The 18589-nt window shown below is 60.8% G+C and carries 8 protein-coding genes; 7 read left to right on the forward strand and 1 reads right to left on the reverse strand.

Going from position 1 to position 18589, the window contains the following annotated elements; all coding sequences use genetic code 11:
* Window positions 1-43: 43 nt before the first annotated feature.
* A complete protein-coding gene (locus tag AC1DVS_RS26265) occupies window positions 44-730 on the reverse strand; it encodes a DUF6445 family protein (RefSeq protein WP_478027459.1) in 687 nt (228 codons plus the stop codon).
* 147 nt (window positions 731-877) lie between these two features.
* Between AC1DVS_RS26265 and AC1DVS_RS26270 the strand changes: the two genes are divergently transcribed.
* The 7 genes from AC1DVS_RS26270 (at window position 878) to AC1DVS_RS26300 (ending at window position 18406) form a co-directional block, all read left to right on the forward strand.
* Window positions 878-1900, forward strand: a complete 1023-nt coding sequence (locus AC1DVS_RS26270) for a LacI family DNA-binding transcriptional regulator (RefSeq protein ID WP_478027460.1) — start codon at window positions 878-880, stop codon at window positions 1898-1900.
* Between the two features lie 68 nt (window positions 1901-1968).
* On the forward strand, window positions 1969-3456 hold the full coding sequence (locus AC1DVS_RS26275; RefSeq protein ID WP_478027461.1) for an MFS transporter: 1488 nt from the start codon (window positions 1969-1971) through the stop codon (window positions 3454-3456).
* A 171-nt stretch (window positions 3457-3627) separates the two neighbouring features.
* Complete coding sequence (locus AC1DVS_RS26280; RefSeq protein ID WP_478027462.1) at window positions 3628-3774, forward strand: helix-turn-helix transcriptional regulator; 147 nt, start codon at window positions 3628-3630, stop codon at window positions 3772-3774.
* Between the two features lie 394 nt (window positions 3775-4168).
* Complete coding sequence (locus AC1DVS_RS26285; protein ID WP_478027463.1) at window positions 4169-17104, forward strand: polymorphic toxin-type HINT domain-containing protein; 12936 nt, start codon at window positions 4169-4171, stop codon at window positions 17102-17104.
* An 11-nt stretch (window positions 17105-17115) separates the two neighbouring features.
* Window positions 17116-17580, forward strand: a complete 465-nt coding sequence (locus AC1DVS_RS26290) for a hypothetical protein (protein ID WP_478027464.1) — start codon at window positions 17116-17118, stop codon at window positions 17578-17580.
* 160 nt (window positions 17581-17740) lie between these two features.
* On the forward strand, window positions 17741-18040 hold the full coding sequence (locus AC1DVS_RS26295; RefSeq protein ID WP_478027465.1) for a transposase: 300 nt from the start codon (window positions 17741-17743) through the stop codon (window positions 18038-18040).
* 21 nt (window positions 18041-18061) lie between these two features.
* Window positions 18062-18406 (forward strand): hypothetical protein, encoded by a 345-nt coding sequence (locus AC1DVS_RS26300; RefSeq protein ID WP_478027466.1) that lies wholly within the window; start codon window positions 18062-18064, stop codon window positions 18404-18406.
* The last annotated feature ends 183 nt before the right edge of the window (window positions 18407-18589 follow it).

Genomic DNA, 18589 nt, shown 5'->3' on the forward strand with positions numbered 1-18589 from the left:
TGGGCGCTCGCGCCCCGTGATATCTTGCGACAGTCGCTGCGAACTAACGTGCACCGAGGAACGTGTTGACGGTGAGACGCCCTGTAGCGGGGTCGGCGCTCATCGTCATATCGTCGGGAATATCGGCGCAATGCAGTGTGTTGCTGCGGTAGAGGATAGCGCGATTGAACACGGCGTCGAACCGCGCGACCTGCTCGAACAGCTCGGTGTCGCCGGCGATATAGGCTGGATCGGGCAGGCCGGTGCGGCGCAGATCGGCATCGAGCGCGGTGCGGTACGCGCCAAGGCGCGCCGCATCGACGCTCTCGAAGCCGGTGGCGCGGTGGCGGTAGAAGGCGGTGCCGCCGCGTGGATCTGGCGAAAGATAGTGGAGCAGCGCCAGCCGCCCGTCCTCGACCCCGTCGAAATGCGGCAAGCGCTGGATCGGTGCCAGCTCGCACGGCGGCGTGGTGACGAGCGAGTAGAAAGCGTCGATCACCTCGAAGCTCGAAATACCGAAGGATTCCGCGACGACCGGACCGAGCGCCCCCAGCAGATCGCGGAGCAACGCTGGCGCGACGAGCGCGCGGACACCGGGATAATGCTCGCCGATCGGACGGAATGCGAGGAAGGCGGCGTCGTCGGTGAAGCGCCGCGGGTCGGGCGCGAAGTCGTCGATCACGACCACAGGCTGTCGCTCGCTGCCGAAACGCGCGACGTGCATGTCCCAGTTTGTCGTCACCCCCGTCATCGCGCATCGCTCCTTTCTGCCTGCGTCGTGCCTCGACTACGCCAACACCCGCCGAACGGGTAGCTTCCCCCCGAGGTCCAACCCGGCTAGTCACGCAGGAAAGGGCCGCAAAGGTCCCACCTGTCTGGATGGAGGGAGGTCGCCCGGATGTCGGTGCAGGACAAGCCGACCAGTTTCGATATCGCTGCGCTGGCCGGTGTGTCGCAGCCGACCGTCAGCCGCGCGCTGCGTGGCGACCGCACGGTGAGCGAGGCGACGCGGCTACGCGTCGAGGCGATTGCCCGTCAGCTGAACTACACCGTCGACAAGAACGCCTCGTCGCTGCGGCGCGGCCAATCGAACACGCTGGCGCTGCTGTTCTTCGAGGACCCCACACCCGACGATTCGCTGATCAACCCGTTCTTCCTGTCGATGCTCGGGTCGATCACCAGGACCTGCGCGCTCAGGGGGTATGACCTGCTGACCTCCTTCCAGCAGCTCTCGAACGATTGGCATGTCGACTATGAGGACAGCCGCAAGGCGGACGGCATCATCCTGCTCGGCTATGGCGATTATGAGGATTATCGGGCGCGGCTTGATCAGCTCGCCCGGCAGGGCACGCATTTCGTGCGCTGGGGCTCGGTCCGTGCCGGGCAGCCCGAGACGACGATCGGCTGCGACAATCTGCGCGGCGGCGAGGATGCCGGACGCCACCTGCTCGGCATGGGTCGGCGACGGATCGCCTTTCTCGGTGAGGCGTCGAGCCACTATCCCGAATTCGAGGATCGCTATCGTGGGTTGAGCGCGGCACTTGCGGCCGAAGGCATCCGCCCGGACCCCGGGCTTCAGGTCGATGCGATCACTACCGAGGCGGCTGGGCACGACGCAGCGCTGCGCCTGATCGGGCGCGGCATTCCGTTCGATGCGATCTTCGCGGCGAGCGACCTGATCGCGATCGGCGCCATGCGCGCCCTGGAGGAAAGAGGCCTGCAGGTGCCGCGCGACGTTGCCGTGGTCGGATTCGACGATCTGCCGGCGGCGAGTCTGGCCCATCCGCCCCTGACCACCGTGGCACAGGATTATCGTCGCGCCGGCGAGTTGCTGGTCGATACGTTGCTCGCCCGCATTCGCGGTGAAACGACCGAAACGGCGCTGCTGCCGCCCCGCCTGATGGTACGCGGCACGACCTGACCGGCCAGCTTGCGGGAGGCAAATCGCGCTGCCACGCTCGCGCGTGAGTACGCACGTGAGAGGGTTCAATGAACGAACGGCCGCGCCAGTCGCTTGCAGGACTGTGGAATATCTCGTTCGGATTCTTCGGAATCCAGGTCGGCTTTGCATTGCAGAATGCGAATATGAGCCGGATCTTTCAGACCCTCGGCAGCAGTCTCGACGACCTGCCCGCTTTGTGGGTCGCTGCGCCGCTGACCGGGCTGCTGGTGCAACCCATTATCGGCCATCTGTCCGACCGGACATGGCTCGGCCGGCTCGGGCGGCGCAGGCCTTATTTCCTGACCGGGGCGATCCTCGCCACGACCGCGTTGCTCGTCATGCCGCTCGCGCCGCAACTGCTTTTCGCCGCAATGATGCTGTGGATTCTCGACGCTTCGCTCAACGTCTCGATGGAGCCGTTCCGCGCCTTTGTCGGCGACATGCTGCGCAAAGACCAGCACAGTGTCGGCTATGCCGTGCAGACCGCCTTCATCGGCGCCGGCGCGGTGATCGGTTCGATCTTCCCCAAACTGCTCGATCATTTCGGCGTGGCCAACACCGCGCCGCCGGGCGTGGTGCCGGATACGGTGCGTTTCGCCTTCTGGTTCGGCGGCGCGGCGCTGTTCCTTTCAGTGCTGTGGACGGTGCTGACCACGCGTGAATATTCGCCCGACGAGATGTCCAGCTTCGACGGTATCGAGACTGACGATGACGAGGAGACGCTGCGCCTGCTCGCACAGCGCGATCCGGCCGGCAACCTGGTGTGGATCGGCGCGGGTGCGCTCGTCATGCTCGCGGTCGGGGCCATGGGTCTCGAGAAAGAGGTCTATCTGCTCGGCGGCTTGCTGGTCGCTTATGGCGTGGCCAGCCTGGTGGCGACCGGCGCGGCGCGGCGCGGCGGCAAACCCTCGATCCTCGGCCATATCGTCGGCGACTTTTCGGGCATGCCGGCGCTGATGAAACGGCTCGCCTTGGTGCAGTTCTTCAGCTGGTCGGCGCTGTTCATCATGTGGATCAACACAACGCCGGTGGTCGCGCAATATGCCTTCGGCACGACCGAGGCGACGAGCGCCGCCTATCAGGCGGCCGGCAACCATGTCGACGAGCTGTTCGCGATCTATAACGGCGTCGCCGCCGTCGCCGCACTGACCCTGCTGCCATGGCTGTCGGCACGGATCGGCAAGAGCCATACCCATGTCGTTGGGCTGCTGTGCGGCGCTGCCGGCTATGCCAGTTTCTTCTTCATCCGCGACCCCGCCATGCTGCGCTTCAGCGAGATCGGCATCGGCATTGCGTGGGCGTCGATCCTCGCCATGCCCTATGCCATTCTCGCTTCCAGCCTGCCGCAGCGAAAGCTCGGCATCTATATGGGATTGTTCAATGTTTTCGTCGTGGTTCCGCAGTTGCTGGTGGCGACGGTGATGGGTTCGATCATGAAGGCGTGGTTCCCGACCGAGCCGATCTGGACGATGGCATTTGCGGCCGGCGTCATGGTTCTCGCCGCTTTGTCGATGACGAGAGTTGACGCGCGGTGATGCGGGTAATTTCAACACGCCCTTCGCGCGAGCCGCAAAGCGCCTCGCGGCGCTTCTGAACTCCGTTCCATTGTGGCCGTCAGGTACCGATTATCGGGTTCCATTCCATGCTCGCGCCGGTAGGTCTGACGTGTTTCAAGCTGCCTATGCCCGCGCCCGTTCCAGTACAAAATGAGCACCGGGTTGAGGCCAGAAGGCTTTCTGAACCTCGACGAGGTGAAACGTCGCGCGCGCCTGAGGAAGTCGATGATCTATCGCTTGATTCAGGAAGGTAAATTCCCCGCGCCATACAAGCTTTCGCCTGGTGCTGCACGCTGAAGCCAGCTCGTCGCTTGGAAACAAAGGTCGCAACATCAGGCCGCAGACCGAAGCCTGCAAACTGGCCGAAAGCAATTGCCAGTTTCTGCTCGTGATGCCAGCTGGCGGCAAATCCTGGCACCGGAACTATGCTTCGACGGCAAGCAGAAGAGCATGCCTTCGGCGTATGTCTGCTCGTGAGCCTGGGCGGGCGGAACCGCGACGGTGTGGAGTTACATTGCAGTCAGTACGATCTTGAGTCCGGCCGAACCGTGGGGGTCGCATCATCGCGGGCAAAAAAGTGTAGGCTATTAAAAAATAGCGCTAAACAATCCTCACATTCTCCTGATCACAGATCGAGGTGCAGCGCGATGTGATCGCTTCGGGGTGCCTCTTGGCTGAATTGGGGGATCCCATGGTTGCGATTTTCACAGGTCTCGGTGCTGGTTTCGAGCGCGGTTCGGGTTCGGTCCTGGGGGGCGCGGGGCTGCTCGGCTCCGGGTCGCTCGGGCGCAACAAGGAGCAGGTGCTGCTGAACGCGGCGACCGGCAATCTGATGATCAGCCAGCAGGACGAGTTCCTGGTCGGGCTGGGTCCGGATTCGACGATCGGCCGGACCTATAACAGCATCGAGAGCGTGTCGGACGGCGACAATGGCGACCATTGGCGCCAGAGCACGACGCGCGCCGTGCACGGGCTGACCGGCACGCTCAACACGGCCGGCAGCACGATCAAGCGGACCTCGGGCGACGGCTCCGACATCACCTACAGCTGGAACGCGGCCATCTCGGCATATGTCGCGACGGACGGTGCCGGCGCCCATGACAAGCTGGTCAATGCGAGCGGGGTGTGGACCTGGACTGACGGCAATACGCGATCCACCGAGACCTATAGCGCCTACGGCACCGACAACTGGCGGATCACCCAGGCAGCCAATGCGATCGGGGTGGCGCTGACCTTCACCTATACGGGCGCGAACCTGACCCAGGTGACGACGCAGGACGGCAGCTATGAGCAATATAGCTGGTCGGGCAGCAACATCACCCAGATCGTCACCGGCTATACCGATCTTGTCACCAGCACCGCGAAGACGCTCACCCGCACGCGCTATGGCTATGACACCTCCAACCGGCTGACCAGTGTCACGATCGACCTGACACCTGAAGACAACAGCGTCAGTGATGGCGCGACTTATGTCACCACCTATACCTATGACGGCACGTCGACGCGTGTGGCATCGATCAGCGAGACCGACGGGTCTTCGCTCGCGATTCACTATGACAGCTCGGGCCGGGTCGATTCGCTGACCCAGACGGTCACGGGCGCTGCCACGCGCGTGACGGGGATCGCCTACGGCGCGGGTTCGACGACGATTACCGACTCTCTCAACCAGGTCACGACGCTTGAATATAACGCCGACGGATCGCTGAAGAAAATCACCTCGCCGCCAGCGTATAGCGGTGCGGCCCCTCAGGTTGTTCAGTTTGGCTATAGTGTCGAAGACGGGGTTGTTCTTTCCATCACCGTTTTAGACGCGCTCGGTATAGCCTCGTCATCTACCTATGATAGCTCGGGCAATCTCATGTTCTCGGAAGACGGCCTCGGCAATACCGTCAGCCGCACCTACGGCTCGCTGAACGAGATGCTGACGGAGACGCGTAGCGGATCCGATGCAGGCTCCGCGGGCGCGAACCACACCACGCGTTATACTTATAATGGCAATACCTTATCATCGAAGATTGATGCCGAGGGTAGGGTGACTGTGTACCAGTACGCTACGATCAATGGTGTGCTGACCGACAAAATACTGATGGAAAAGCAATATAATGATGCATTTTACGATGTAAGTGGCCTGACTCCCACTGATGTCATAACGACTGCGCAAGTAAGCTCCTTCCTGGGTTCGATGGCGACGAAGGTCAACACTGTCACCACAAACTATCAGTATGATCTCCGCGGGAATGTTTCATCGATCCGCACGACGAGCAGCGCCAATTCTGCCGGCGGTGGCGACACCACCCAGCCCTATGCCTTGACCAGCTATGTCTACGACCAGGCCGGCCAGCTGGTCAAACGTACCGCGAGCGGCTTCAATCCCGAGACCTTCGTCTATGACGGCATGGGACGGATCAAGGCGTCCACCGATCTGAACGGCGGCACAACCAGCATCGCATTCTACGATTCCACGATGACCACGGTGGTCACCCTCGCCAGCGGCCTCACCCAGACCTCGGTCTACAACAAGGCGGGAGAGCTGGTCTCGTTCGGCGAGTCCGGCAGCAATGTGACCGGCGGCACCGCTTATTACGAGTATGACAAGCGCGGCCAGTTGCGCATCGCCACTGATGCAACCGGCCACAAAAGCTATATCGTCTATGACAAGACCGGCCGGAAGATCGCCGATGTCGATCATTACGGCAATTTGATCGAATATAAATATGACGCTGACGACCGGCTGGTCGCGACCGTGCGCTACACCAATGACGTCGCATCGCAGCTCGCCAATCTTGCGAATGTCGATTTCAACATGGAGATGTCGACGCTGCGGCCCACCGCGACCTCGACTGATCTGTGGACCTGGAACGTCTATGATGCCGACAGCCGCGTCATCGAGACGATCGACGGCGCCGGCGACGTCACCACCTATCAATATGACGCCTCGAGCCGGCTCATCGGCACGATCCGCTATGCCACCAAGCTGACACCCACTCAGATCAGCAATATCAAGACGACGCTGCCAACCAGCGCAGTTCTGCCGGCCGCCGACAGCGCGCACGACAGCGTCGCGCGCAACTTCTACGACAAGACCGGCCTGCTGATCGGGGTGCTCGATGGCGAGGGCTACCTCACCAGCTTCACCTATGACAATGTCGGACGGAAGATTGCCCAGACCGCGTTTGCGACTGCCACGACGTCCGGCTTGCGCGCCTCTGGCACTTTCGCCGCTCTCATCACTTCGCTTGCCTCGACGAGCGACCGGACGACGCGCTACGTCTATGACGGCCAGAGCCATCTCCGCTTCCAGATCGATGCGCTGAACCACGTCACTGAATATATCTATGATTCCGGCATCGCCGAACAGGCAAGCGTGCTGCGCGAGACGATCCAATATGCCGGCACGATCAGCGCGCTGAGCGACTATAAGCTCGCGACCGTCAAGACAGCGGTCGCCGCCCTCGCCGGCGATACCAGCAACCGCAAGAGCTGGGCGGTCTATGATACCGCCGGCCGGCTTGCCTATTCCATCAACGCCATCGGCGCGGTGACGGGCTATAGCTACGACACGCTCGGCAACCTCATCAAGACCGTCCAGTTCGCGACGCTACGCGCGACGACGACGCTGCCCGATCTTGCGACCATGACGTCGTGGCAGACCGCCAACGCCAACACCAGCGCCACCGGCGACCGCATCACCCGCAACTATTACTCGGCGCGGGGTGAGCTGCGCTACACAGTCGATGCCGAAGGCTATGTCACCCGGATCGACTATGACGCTGAAGGCCGCGCGACCACCAATGTTCGCTGGGATACAGCGATCGTCACGACCGACAGCACGACCATCGCCAATGTCGCGACCCTCGCGACCGGTGCCTCCACCACCACCTCGACCACCTATGACAATGACGGCCGCGTCGACACGACCACCGATGGCGAACTGGTCGTCACCAAATATGCCTACAACCACAACGGCACGCTGGATTCGGTCTATCAGGCATACGGCACCGCAGATCAGGTCCAGACCAAATTCGATTATGACAATGCCGGTCGGAAGACCACGCAATATGACGCCTATGGCACCACCGAGCAGACGACGACCTCGTCCGCCTATGACGGCCTCGGTAACGCCCTGACCTCAACTGACCCGAACGGGGCCGTCACCACCTACGACCATGACCATCTTGGCCGGGTCATCACCCGGACCGACGCCCTCACGACAGGGGTCGTCCATTATCAGTATAATGGCTTCGGCGAAGCGGTGAAGGTCACTGATGCCCGGACAAATGTCAGCTATAATTATTACAATAATGACGGCACGCTGGCGTACACGATCGCGCCGCTCGGCGAGGTCACCGAGTATCGCTATGATGCGTTCGGGGAACTCAGCGACACGATCCGCTATGCGAGCCGGATCAGCCTGTCGGGCCTGACCGGGGGCGCTGCGTCGAGCATCGCCGCTGCGGTCACGGCGCTGGCCAACAGCGCGCTCGATTCCAAGACCCATCTCGCCTTCAACGCCAACGGCACCGTCAGCGCGAAGACCGATGCCCTGAATGCGGTGACCAATTTTGGCTATGACGCCTTTGGCGATGTCACGAGCGAGACCGATCCGCTCAACACCGGAACCACGATCCAGACGACGCGCATCTATGATCGTCGCGGTCTGCTGAAGACGCAGGTGGTGGATTCAGCAGGTGGCGGCAAGGCGATCACCACCAACTACAACCTTTATGATGCGTTCGGCCGTGTCCTGACGCTCACTGACCCCGAGAACCACGCCACCACCAAGACCTATTACCGCGACGGGCGGGTTTCGAGCTCGACCGACGCGCTCAACCACACCACCAACTATTACTATGACAAGCGCGGCAACCTCGCCGCGGTCCAGGCGCCGCCGCCCAATACGGGCGATCCGCGCCCGGTCACGCGCTACGCCTATGACAAGCTCGATCGCCTGGTCTACACCGTCGATGCGTTGGGGGATGTCACCCAGAACAGCTATGACAATGACGGCCACGTCATCCTCAGCCGCGCCTATGCGACCCCGATCTCGCTCGGCTCGCTCCCGATCGTCGCGAGCGTCAGTGCCATTGCCCTGCTCGTCGGCTCGACGAGCGGAGACGAGATCACCCATTCGGTCTATGACGCCGATGGTCAGCTTCGCTACAGCATCGATGCCCGCAATTTCCTGACCGAATATGATTATGACGTCGCCGGCAACGCGATCCGATCGGTCGCCTATTCGGCTGCGGTTACGCTCTCGACCTACACGATCGCCTCAGTGCAGGCGCAGATCACGGCGATGTCCCCGGCTGCAATCGCGGCATCGCCGATTACCCGCAACGTCTATAACGCGGACGGCCAGCGCAGCTACACCATCGACGCGCTCGGCTATGTCACCGCTTACACCTATGACGCGCTTGGCAATGTCATCAAGCAGCAGCGCGTCGCCGCACCCTATACCCCCACCGGCGATCCCACCGATGCGCAGATGGCGACGTGGCTGACGAGCAACAGCAACGCCACCAACGACCGCACCTCGCGCGCCATCTACGACCAGAACGGCCAGCTGCGCTTCTCGGTCGATGCCGAGACCTATGTCACCCAATATACCTACAACGCCGATGGCAGCGTGCTGTCGACCATCCGCTACGCCGACAAATTTGACGGGCATACAACCGGGTCGAGCACCTTTACCGCCTTTGCCAACGGGACGACGCTTGCGCAGGCGATCAGCTATGTCGCCGTCACCCCGACCAAGCCCGCAGCAACCACCCAGTTCATCTATGACAGCGCCGGGCGCCTCACCGAGACGGTGGACCCGATGAATGTCCGCACGGTGATGGTCCTCAACCAGCTTGGCCAGGCGACGCGAACCACGGTCGCGTACGGAACGGCCGATGCGAGCGTCACTGACCAGAGCTATGACGAGCTTGGCCGTGTGCATACGGTCACCCGCGCCTTTGGCCAGAGTGAGGTGACCACCACCACCTACGGCTATGACGCGCTCGGCAATCTGCTGACCGTCCAGGACGGCCGCAACAACACGACCACCCGAACCTATGACGCGCTCGGCAATGTTCTGAGCGTCACCGTGCCGCTCGACACGGGTGTCAACGCGGTCACCTACAACAGCTATGACGCGTTCGGCAATCTGGTGAAGGTGATCGATCCGCGGAACAATACCGGCTATTTCTATTATGATCTGCGCAATCAGCTCTCGCGGCAGATCGATCCGGAGGGCTACGAGACCAAAACCACCTACACCTTCACCGGCAAGACCGACACGGTCACGCGCTATGTCACGCATGCGACCTGGACGGGGACGCCCAGCGCCACGAATCTGCCCAACGTCACTGCGGCCGATGCCGCCCATGATGCTGTGTCGAGCTTTGGCTATGACCTGCTGGATCGCGTCACCTCGACCACGCAGACGACAGACGCCAACAGCGCCAACAACATCAAGGAGAGCTATGGCTATAACGCCTTTGGCGACCGGACCTCGGTCACCAACAAGCTGCAGACCGCATCCGTAAACGGCACCACCACCAACACCTTCGACAAGCGCGGCCTGCTGCTGAGCGAGACGCTGCCGGTCTATGCGACCGGCACGACCTATATCGCCAATGTCTACACCTATGACGCGCGCGGCAACCGCCTGACCATGGTCGAGGCGAGCGGTGTCTCCGGGCAGCAGCGCACCACGACCTACACCTATGATCTGGCGGATCGGCTCACCCTGACCACCCACGACGCGGTCACGATCGTCTCGGGCGATCTGTCGACAACGACAACGAATTACGTGCCGACCGAGGGTCTGAGCTATGATCTGCGCGGCAATGTCATCAAGTCGGTCGACGCGAACGGCGCTGCGACCTGGACCTATTATGATCATCTCGATCGCAAGATCGCCCAGGTCAGCCCGCTCGGCATGCTCACCGGCTGGACCTATGACGCCAATGGCAATGTCCACACCGCAACCGTCTATGGCGATCTGCTGACGACGCTGCCCACTACCGGCGGCGGCACGCCGCCGTCACCGGTCAACGCCGCCAATTACCGCACGACCACCTATGAGTATGACAAGAACAATCGGCTGATCTCGACCACTGGCGCTGCGATCAAGATGGGATCGTTCGACGGCACCAACTACGTCATCACCACCGATGCGGCCGCCTCGCTGGTCGCCTATGATGCCGCCGGCAATGTCACCCTCCAGACCGATGCCCGCGGCGGGAAGGTCTGGTCCTACTATAACGCACTTGGCCAGATGACGGCTCAGGTGGACCAGGAGAATTACCTCACTGTCTGGGTCCGCGACGCCAACGGTAATGCCACGAGCGAAACCCGCTATGCGACCCGGATTGATCCGGCGGCCCATACCGTCGCCGCGAGCACCTCGGTTGTCACCCTGCAAGGCTGGGCCGGCACCGATGCGACCAATGATCGCACGACGACCTTCACCTATGATGCGGCTGCCCGACGCCTGACCGAAACCCGTCTGAACGTCATCACGCTGACCTCGACCTCGGGGACGCCCACCACCTCTTCGCAGAGCTCGCAGATCGTCTACGCCTATAACGGCCTGGGCGAGGTGCTGAGCAAGCAGGAAGCCAATGGCGATATCACGACGTACACCTATGACGGGATCGGCCGCACGCTGACCGAGATCGATCCCCAGCACGCCGACCAGACCGGCCCGACCAATATGGTCAGCAAGCGCACGACTTATGCCTATGATGGGCTGAACAATGTCGTGAAGATCACGGTGGACGATGCGTTCGGCCATTCCGGCGGCGCGAGCGAAGTGACGTTCAACACCTATGGCGCAGGCGGCCGGCTCCTGACCAGTACCCGCGGCTATGGTCAGCCAGAGGCGACAACGCACACTTACTCCTATGACGCAGCCGGCAACACGATCGGCGATGCCTATACCCGCACGCCGGGCAGCGGCAGCGCGTTCAGCGAAGTGATCAACTATCGCTACGATGCGGCGGGGCGGCTGGTCTACCAGACCGTAGCGCACAAGGCGATCGGCGCCTCGACCTGGATTTTCGACGCCGACACCAATCAGGTCAGCTACAACGCTTATGGTGATGTCGCCGCCAAGGGCATGAACGGCCAGTGGCAGGAAACCTTCGACTATGATGCGAATGGCCATGCCTGGCGCTCGAACACGGGCGATGGCAGCACACGCATCTTTCTTTACGACAAGAACGGCAATGCCACGCTGACGATCGCCTCATCGGGTACCGTCAACCTCGCGACCTACACGCTCGACGCCGCCTTGAATCTCGTCACCAACACCAACGCATGGACTGCCGGCAGCCACGCGGTAACGGGCGCGATCGTCACCATCGAGGTGTTCGACAAGCGCAATCAGGATGTCGAATCTCGCGAACCGTTCCGCGAAATCAATCCCAATATTTCCAACCCCGCCGTCTTCGATACCGCGCTGGTCAGCCACCAGCGCGGCTACAATGCGTTCGGCGAGGTCGCCTGGCAGCTTGACGCCCGGTACACCCAGCAAAGCACGGCGATCCGGGACGCTGAAAAAACGCTATACACCTACAACACCATGGGCCGGGTCATCCAGAAGCAGAGCCCGACTGTTTCCGTCACTGCCGAAAATGGCGGGATCAACAGTGCGGCGCGGCCGACTGAAAACGACTATTACGACATCTCCGGCCGGCTCCTCGCTGTGTCCGATGCGAACGGCCATGTGACCCGACGCACGCTCCTCGCGGGCACCGGACACGGCGATGACGCGGCGCTGGTCACGGTCGCCACCCATGCCGACAGCTATAGCGTTCAGACCACCTATGACGTGTTCGGCAACGCCCGCACGATCGGCGACGAATATGGCAACACCGGTACGCATCTCGAGACACGAACCTATGATTCGCTCAACCAGTTGAAGAGCGTCGCCCACCGCGCCGGCCTCCTCACCGATTATTATGCCTATGACGAGCTCGGCCAGCGCACCCAGCATTGGAACAGTCAGTTCGGATCCGGGGTAAAGGATCTGACCAATTATGACGGCCAGGGCCGCATCACCTTGCAGGTGACATCATCCGGGTCTGCTGACGCGGTGACGACCGGCACCAGCTACGTCTGGACCGCCAATAGCGGCGCCGGCTACTGGACCAAGACGACCGTCAACACCGCCGGCCTGCCGGCAAGCGAGAATGACGATTATTTCGGCCGGGTGCTGACCCGTACCGACTATGGCTTGCATGTCTTCAATTACACTTTCGACTACGCGGGACATCTGACTGGCCAGACCAGCAGCGCCGGCGAGAACATCGTCTACACCTATTACAACAGCGGCCGGATCGCGAAGATGGTGACCGGCACCAATGATGGCTGGTCGGGCGAAAGCGCGACGTCCCAGTATTCCTACGATGTGGACGGCAACCGTATCCGCGAAAGTCACGCCGTCACCGGCAACTGGTATGATTATTATAACGACATCTCCTATAACTACACGACCTCCTACCAGGACGCGACAGTCACCTGGGACGCGATGAACCGGATGGTGAGCTTCACTGACACCGGTGCGAGCGGATCGGCGCCGGCGTCGATCGCCTATGAATATGATGCGGTCGGCAATGTGCGGCACATGGCGGCGAGCTACCGCGCGATCGATGCCCAGGGCAATGTCGGCACGACGGCGACGAACCAGGATTACTGGTACCTCTATGACAGCATGGACCGGTTCACGACGACGATGGGCACCTTCACCGGCACCCGCGGAACCACAGGCGCGATCACCCGTGGCGCCACTGGCCTGAACATCACCTATGACAACGCCGGCAGGCGGTCGACCGTGACCGGAACAACGACGATGAACTGGTCCGGGTTCAGGGCCCATATGAAGGGCGACACCGGCTATTACTGGTACACGGATGACATGGATAGTGGAGACGATACCACGATCTATACCGCCGCGACGGCGACGTACCAAGGAGGCTATCAGGACACCTACACCTATCGCGATGACGGCCAGCTGATGGGGGTGACCTCCGCGACGGAGGGCGCCGTTTCCGGTGGTCAGACCATCACCGCCGGGCCGATGGGATCCCCCGTCACCACTGGCACCTATACCCGCGACGCGCTTGGCCGCACCACCAGCTATTCCTCTCCGGGCTACAGCGCGACCTCCCTGACCTATGACTATCTGAATGAGCTGACCAGCCAGACGACCAGCACCGTCCGCGGCAGCGATACTTTTGTCTCGACCACGACCAATAATTACCGAGCGGAAACCTATGCCGGCTCGGGCATGTGGACCGGCACCTATCAGGGCGGCTCGGTCGTGCACAGCCGCACCACCACCACCAAGAACTCAGTCTCGCAGCCGACCACCGACACCAAGACGACGCTCACCTGGTGGGACGGGGCCGAGACGAGCCACGTCACCTTCACCCCCGATCTCTCCTCGCCGGGCACGACCAATAATTCGAGCTATTATTATGACGATGCCGGCCATCTCCAGTCGGTCTACATCCAGGATGGCCGCAGCCGCACGGTAAGCTTCGTCAACAATGCCGAAGGGCAGGTCCTGAGCCGCGACGAGGCCGATAGCCTGGGCACCGGAGATCCGCGCGAACTGCATTATTACTTCAACGGCCAGCGCCTCGGCGACATCTCGAACAACGGCACGAGCAATGTCGATTATGTCACGGCCAATGCACAGCGCGTCGCCACCCCGGGCACCGGCCCGTTCGCGAACGGCTCGGCGAACAGCAGCCCTTATGCCGATTTCGACCAGAGCTATGATCCGATCAACGGCCTCAATTATGGCCAGGCATCGAGCCGCTATACAGTCAATACCGGCGACACGCTGACCTCCATCGCCTCCGCTTTGTGGGGCGACCAGAGCCTCTGGTACCTGCTCGCCAGCGCCAATGGCCTGACCGGCTCCGAGACGCTGCCGGCCGGCATGAGCCTGATCGTGCCGAACAACGTCCAGAACACGCATAACTCGAGCTCGACGTTCCGGCCGTACAATCCCGTCGAGGCCGCTGGCGATCTGTCGCCGACTGCCGCCGCGCCGCCGAAGAAGGCGAAGAATTGCGGCGTGCTTGGCATGATCCTGATGGTTGTTATTGCCGTAGCGGTTGCAGCTATTGCCGGGCCAGCGATCATCGGCGCGCCTGCGGTGTTCGGGGCAGACGGTGCCCTAGTTACCGCCGCGACAGGCTTGACCGCGGTTCTTGGAGGTACAGCTGCTGCCGCAGGAAGCATCGCGGCCATTGGCGCCGCTGTGATCGGTGGCGCGATAGCGGGTGCCGCAGGTTCGATTGTTAGTCAGGGTTTCGGTGTAGCTACAGGAATCCAGGATAAGTTCAGCTGGAAGGGAGTAGCGCTGGGCGCACTATCAGGCGCGGTCGGCGGCGGCGTGGGCTCAGTTTTCGGCAAATCGGTTCTGCTGGGTAGCCATTTGGTGACTGACGTCGCTAAGGGTGTTGTAACCAACGTGGCCACGCAAGGAATCGCGGTCGCGACCAAATTGCAGCCGAAGTTCGATTGGGCCAGCGTTGCGGTCGCGGGCGCCGTAAGTGGCGCGGTAGGTGTCGCCAACCGAACGCTCGCTGCCAACCACATTGGAACTGAAAGCTCGCAAATCAGCCGCGCCACCCCGCGAGACTTTGGCTTCTATGCGAACCAGGCGCTCTCAGGAGCCGCCGGCTCTATTGCCGGGGCCGCAATGCGCAGCATCATCAACGGATCAAATTTCGGGGACAATATCGTTGCCACATTGCCGGATGTAATAGGTGCGACCATCGGGAATCTGGTGGCTGATAACGTAGCTTCAATAGGCGGGGCATGCTTTATCGCCGGGACGTTAATCCACACTGTGCATGGATTGGTTCCTATCGAAGAAATAAAGGTCGGAGACTGGGTTTTTGCGCGCGATGATCAGGGTAATGATACTCAAATCCATCGTCGAAAAGTCATTGAGTTGTTCAAGTACGACCATCGCTCAACGCGTGAGATAATTGTATCTGATGCCCGAGGCGCGACTGAGAGCTTCATCGCTACGAATGAGCACCCTTTCTTTGTGCCGGAGAAAGGCTGGACGCCGGCGCGGAAGCTCGAGCTGGGCGACACGCTCTGCTTAATCGACGGATCTACCGCAGAAGTAATATCGAGCGATCCTGGAAAAGGCTTGAATACTGTATACAATTTCTCGGTCGACCAGGATCACAGTTATTTTATCGGTAAAAACGGGGTGTGGGTCCACAACCAATACTCTCCGGACGACGACATAGTAGTCACCGCAAAGAAGATGACCTATCTGGAGAAGGTGGAGTATGATTACTACCATCCGTATGATGCAATTAACAGATATGCAACTTATGGCTATAATAAAGCTGGAGAGTTCACGGACGCGTACATTAAACCGGCCGCGCGTTTCGCAGAAAAGGTCATAATCTCTAGTAACATTGTTGCGAGGGGCGCTGATTATCTTGGTTATCACAAGACAGCAGCATTGATGCGAGGCATGGAAGGCGGTGCGCTGGAATGGGCCGGAGAGACAGTAAATAGTCTATCGCACCTTCCAGGAAGTTTAGTGCTTGGGGCCACCGGGCTCGCGGCATACGCTGAACGCAACGGTGGCAGGGCCACATTGCACATGGTAATCGATGCAATTGATCCGGTGAACTCGGATCGCCCTTTGTATCTAGCCGACAAGGCGGTTGCAAAATACAATTCCATTTCGGCGGACATCAATAGTGGCGACCCGGTGAGGATCGAGCGAGGAGCAGCCGAGGGCACTAAAGTCGGATTGAATGTTATCTCGGCTGTGGTTCCTATACTGGATGAAGCGAAGGCGCTCTCTCTCGGTGGCGATTTGCTTAATGCGGGCCGGGAGATTTCCGCAGCTGGCGGCATTGCGGGGGACGCCGCCCCAGCGATGGACGGATTGCGGGCCGTCGCCCGTAATGAGGACGTCGTCAGTGCCGGGCGCGCCGTCAACGAGGCGTCGAGCGCCGGGCGCGCCGCCAACGAGGTGTCCAGCGCTGCCAGGGTGCCGGTGCAAGTGGCCGAAGACGTGCGCGCGGTCGCCAATGGTGGCCAGTCCGCGAGCGCGGTGCGGGCTAGCGAGACACGCTTGCAGTCACCTGTTGCCGCAGGTGGTGCTGCGGCGACCGAAGTTGCAGAAATTGGCGTCCCGGTTACACGCGCTACAAATCCTCTTAGCCCGGTTCTGGAGTTTGATGCCCATGGTAATGAGATTTTCTATCGCGCTATGAAGGACAGCCATTACAGGACGTTAGCCGAAAGCGGAGAGCTTGTGGGTACGGGCGAAACTTCCTTAGCGCCGCTGGAAGCGTACTCTACGAAATTCAAGGGGACACTCGTGCGTCTCACGACTAAGCCGGGTACTTCGGCGCAGTTGCAGGAGATCGGTATCGCAGCTAACGGCCCGGCGGCGGCTGAATTTCCGGGCATGTCCACAAGAACTGGGCCATGGAATAAGACCAATGCGAGATTCAAAGTCGAAGGTCTCGATAATCCGAGAATAAACGATGGTTTTGGCGTTATGAATACCCAGCTTGGCAAAGGCACGGCGTTGGATATTTTTAATAGAAACTTGGTCGGATTCAAGCGCCTGAGATAAGGATGGTGTAAATGTATATTGATGCCGTACCCGGAAAGTTAATTTACGAACTGAGGGAGGATTTGGCTGCAAATCCGCAACGCGTAGCCAAGGCGCAGGCGCTAACTCAGGACACCTCCAGGCCAAATATGGGCTTGAGTGGAGAGAACGGGCTCTTTGGATCGAAGGAATGGTGGGAGAGCGTTGATCAAGGGAGGATTGAAGTCCGTATTTATACAGGTACTATTCAGCAGATGTATGTTGCGGGTCAGGACGCTGACGAAGATTCTGTCAAAGACTTCGAGTATATTTGTGACGACGGACAGACAAGAACCGAAACGTGCGCTGCGAATGACGATAGGGATCTAGATCTTTACAGAACTGGAGCTACCGTTGCCATGGCTTATGCATTGGACAGACTTAAAATACAGCAATCAGGAGATGGCGGGCCGATTTTTCTAGAAATATTGCTTGAGGTGGTAATATCTTGTAATTGAATTTACGAAAGTTCAATAAATACTGATTGCTCAATTAGAATGAGCACCAGAGCACATATGTACGACCTTCTGTACAATCCCCCTCGACACCCGGTACAATTACGGTGACACGTGCAATAACCCCTTTTCTCCCGTACCTTCACCCGCTAACCTCCCCACCGTGGCCCGCCTCCCGCGCATCGTCCTCCCCGGCATCCCGCACCACGTGACCCAGCGCGGCAACCGGCGCGAGAAGGTGTTCTTCGAGGACGGCGACTATGAGCTGTATCTCGACCTGCTGGCGGATGCCGCCGGCCGGGCAGGGGTGGAGATCTGGTCCTATTGCCTGATGCCCAACCACGTTCACATCGTCGCCGTGCCGCGCGACGAAGAAGGGCTGAGCCGCGCCTTTCGCTACGTTCACCGCCATTACACCGGCTATATCAACGCGCGGATGCGGGTGACCGGGCATCTGTGGTAGGGCCGCTTCAGCTCGGTCGCGATGGACGAGACGCATTTCGTCAGTGCGCTGCGCTATGTCGCGCTCAACCCGGTCCGCGCGCGGCTGATCGAGCGGGCCGAGGACTGGCGCTGGTCGAGCACCAGGGCGCATCTCTCCGGCGAAGACGACCATGTCGTCACCGTCGCCCCGGCCCTCGAACGCGTCGGCGATTTCGCCGCCTTTCTCGGCGAACCCTTTAATGAAGCGATGGCCTATGCGGCGCTCCGCAAGGCCGAGAGCGTCGGGCGCCCGGTCGGCTCGCGCGAATGGCTCGAGGATATGGAGGCGCGTACAGGGCTCACGCTCGCGCCCGGCAAGCGCGGGCCCAAGCCCAAAGCCGCTTAGGGGTTACCGCACCTTTTTGTCGCACCCGCCGATCTGTACAATGTTCTGTACAGATCCCCCCGATACCCCCGACAGGCATGACAAAATTCTCCAACACGTCAGACGCCATTTCGCGCATTCCCCCTCGTGAAACTCCAACGCGACCGCCCAAACCCCACCTGAATTATGTCACACGTCCAACAT

The organism is Sphingomonas sp. P3_C5 (genome assembly GCF_056402635.1).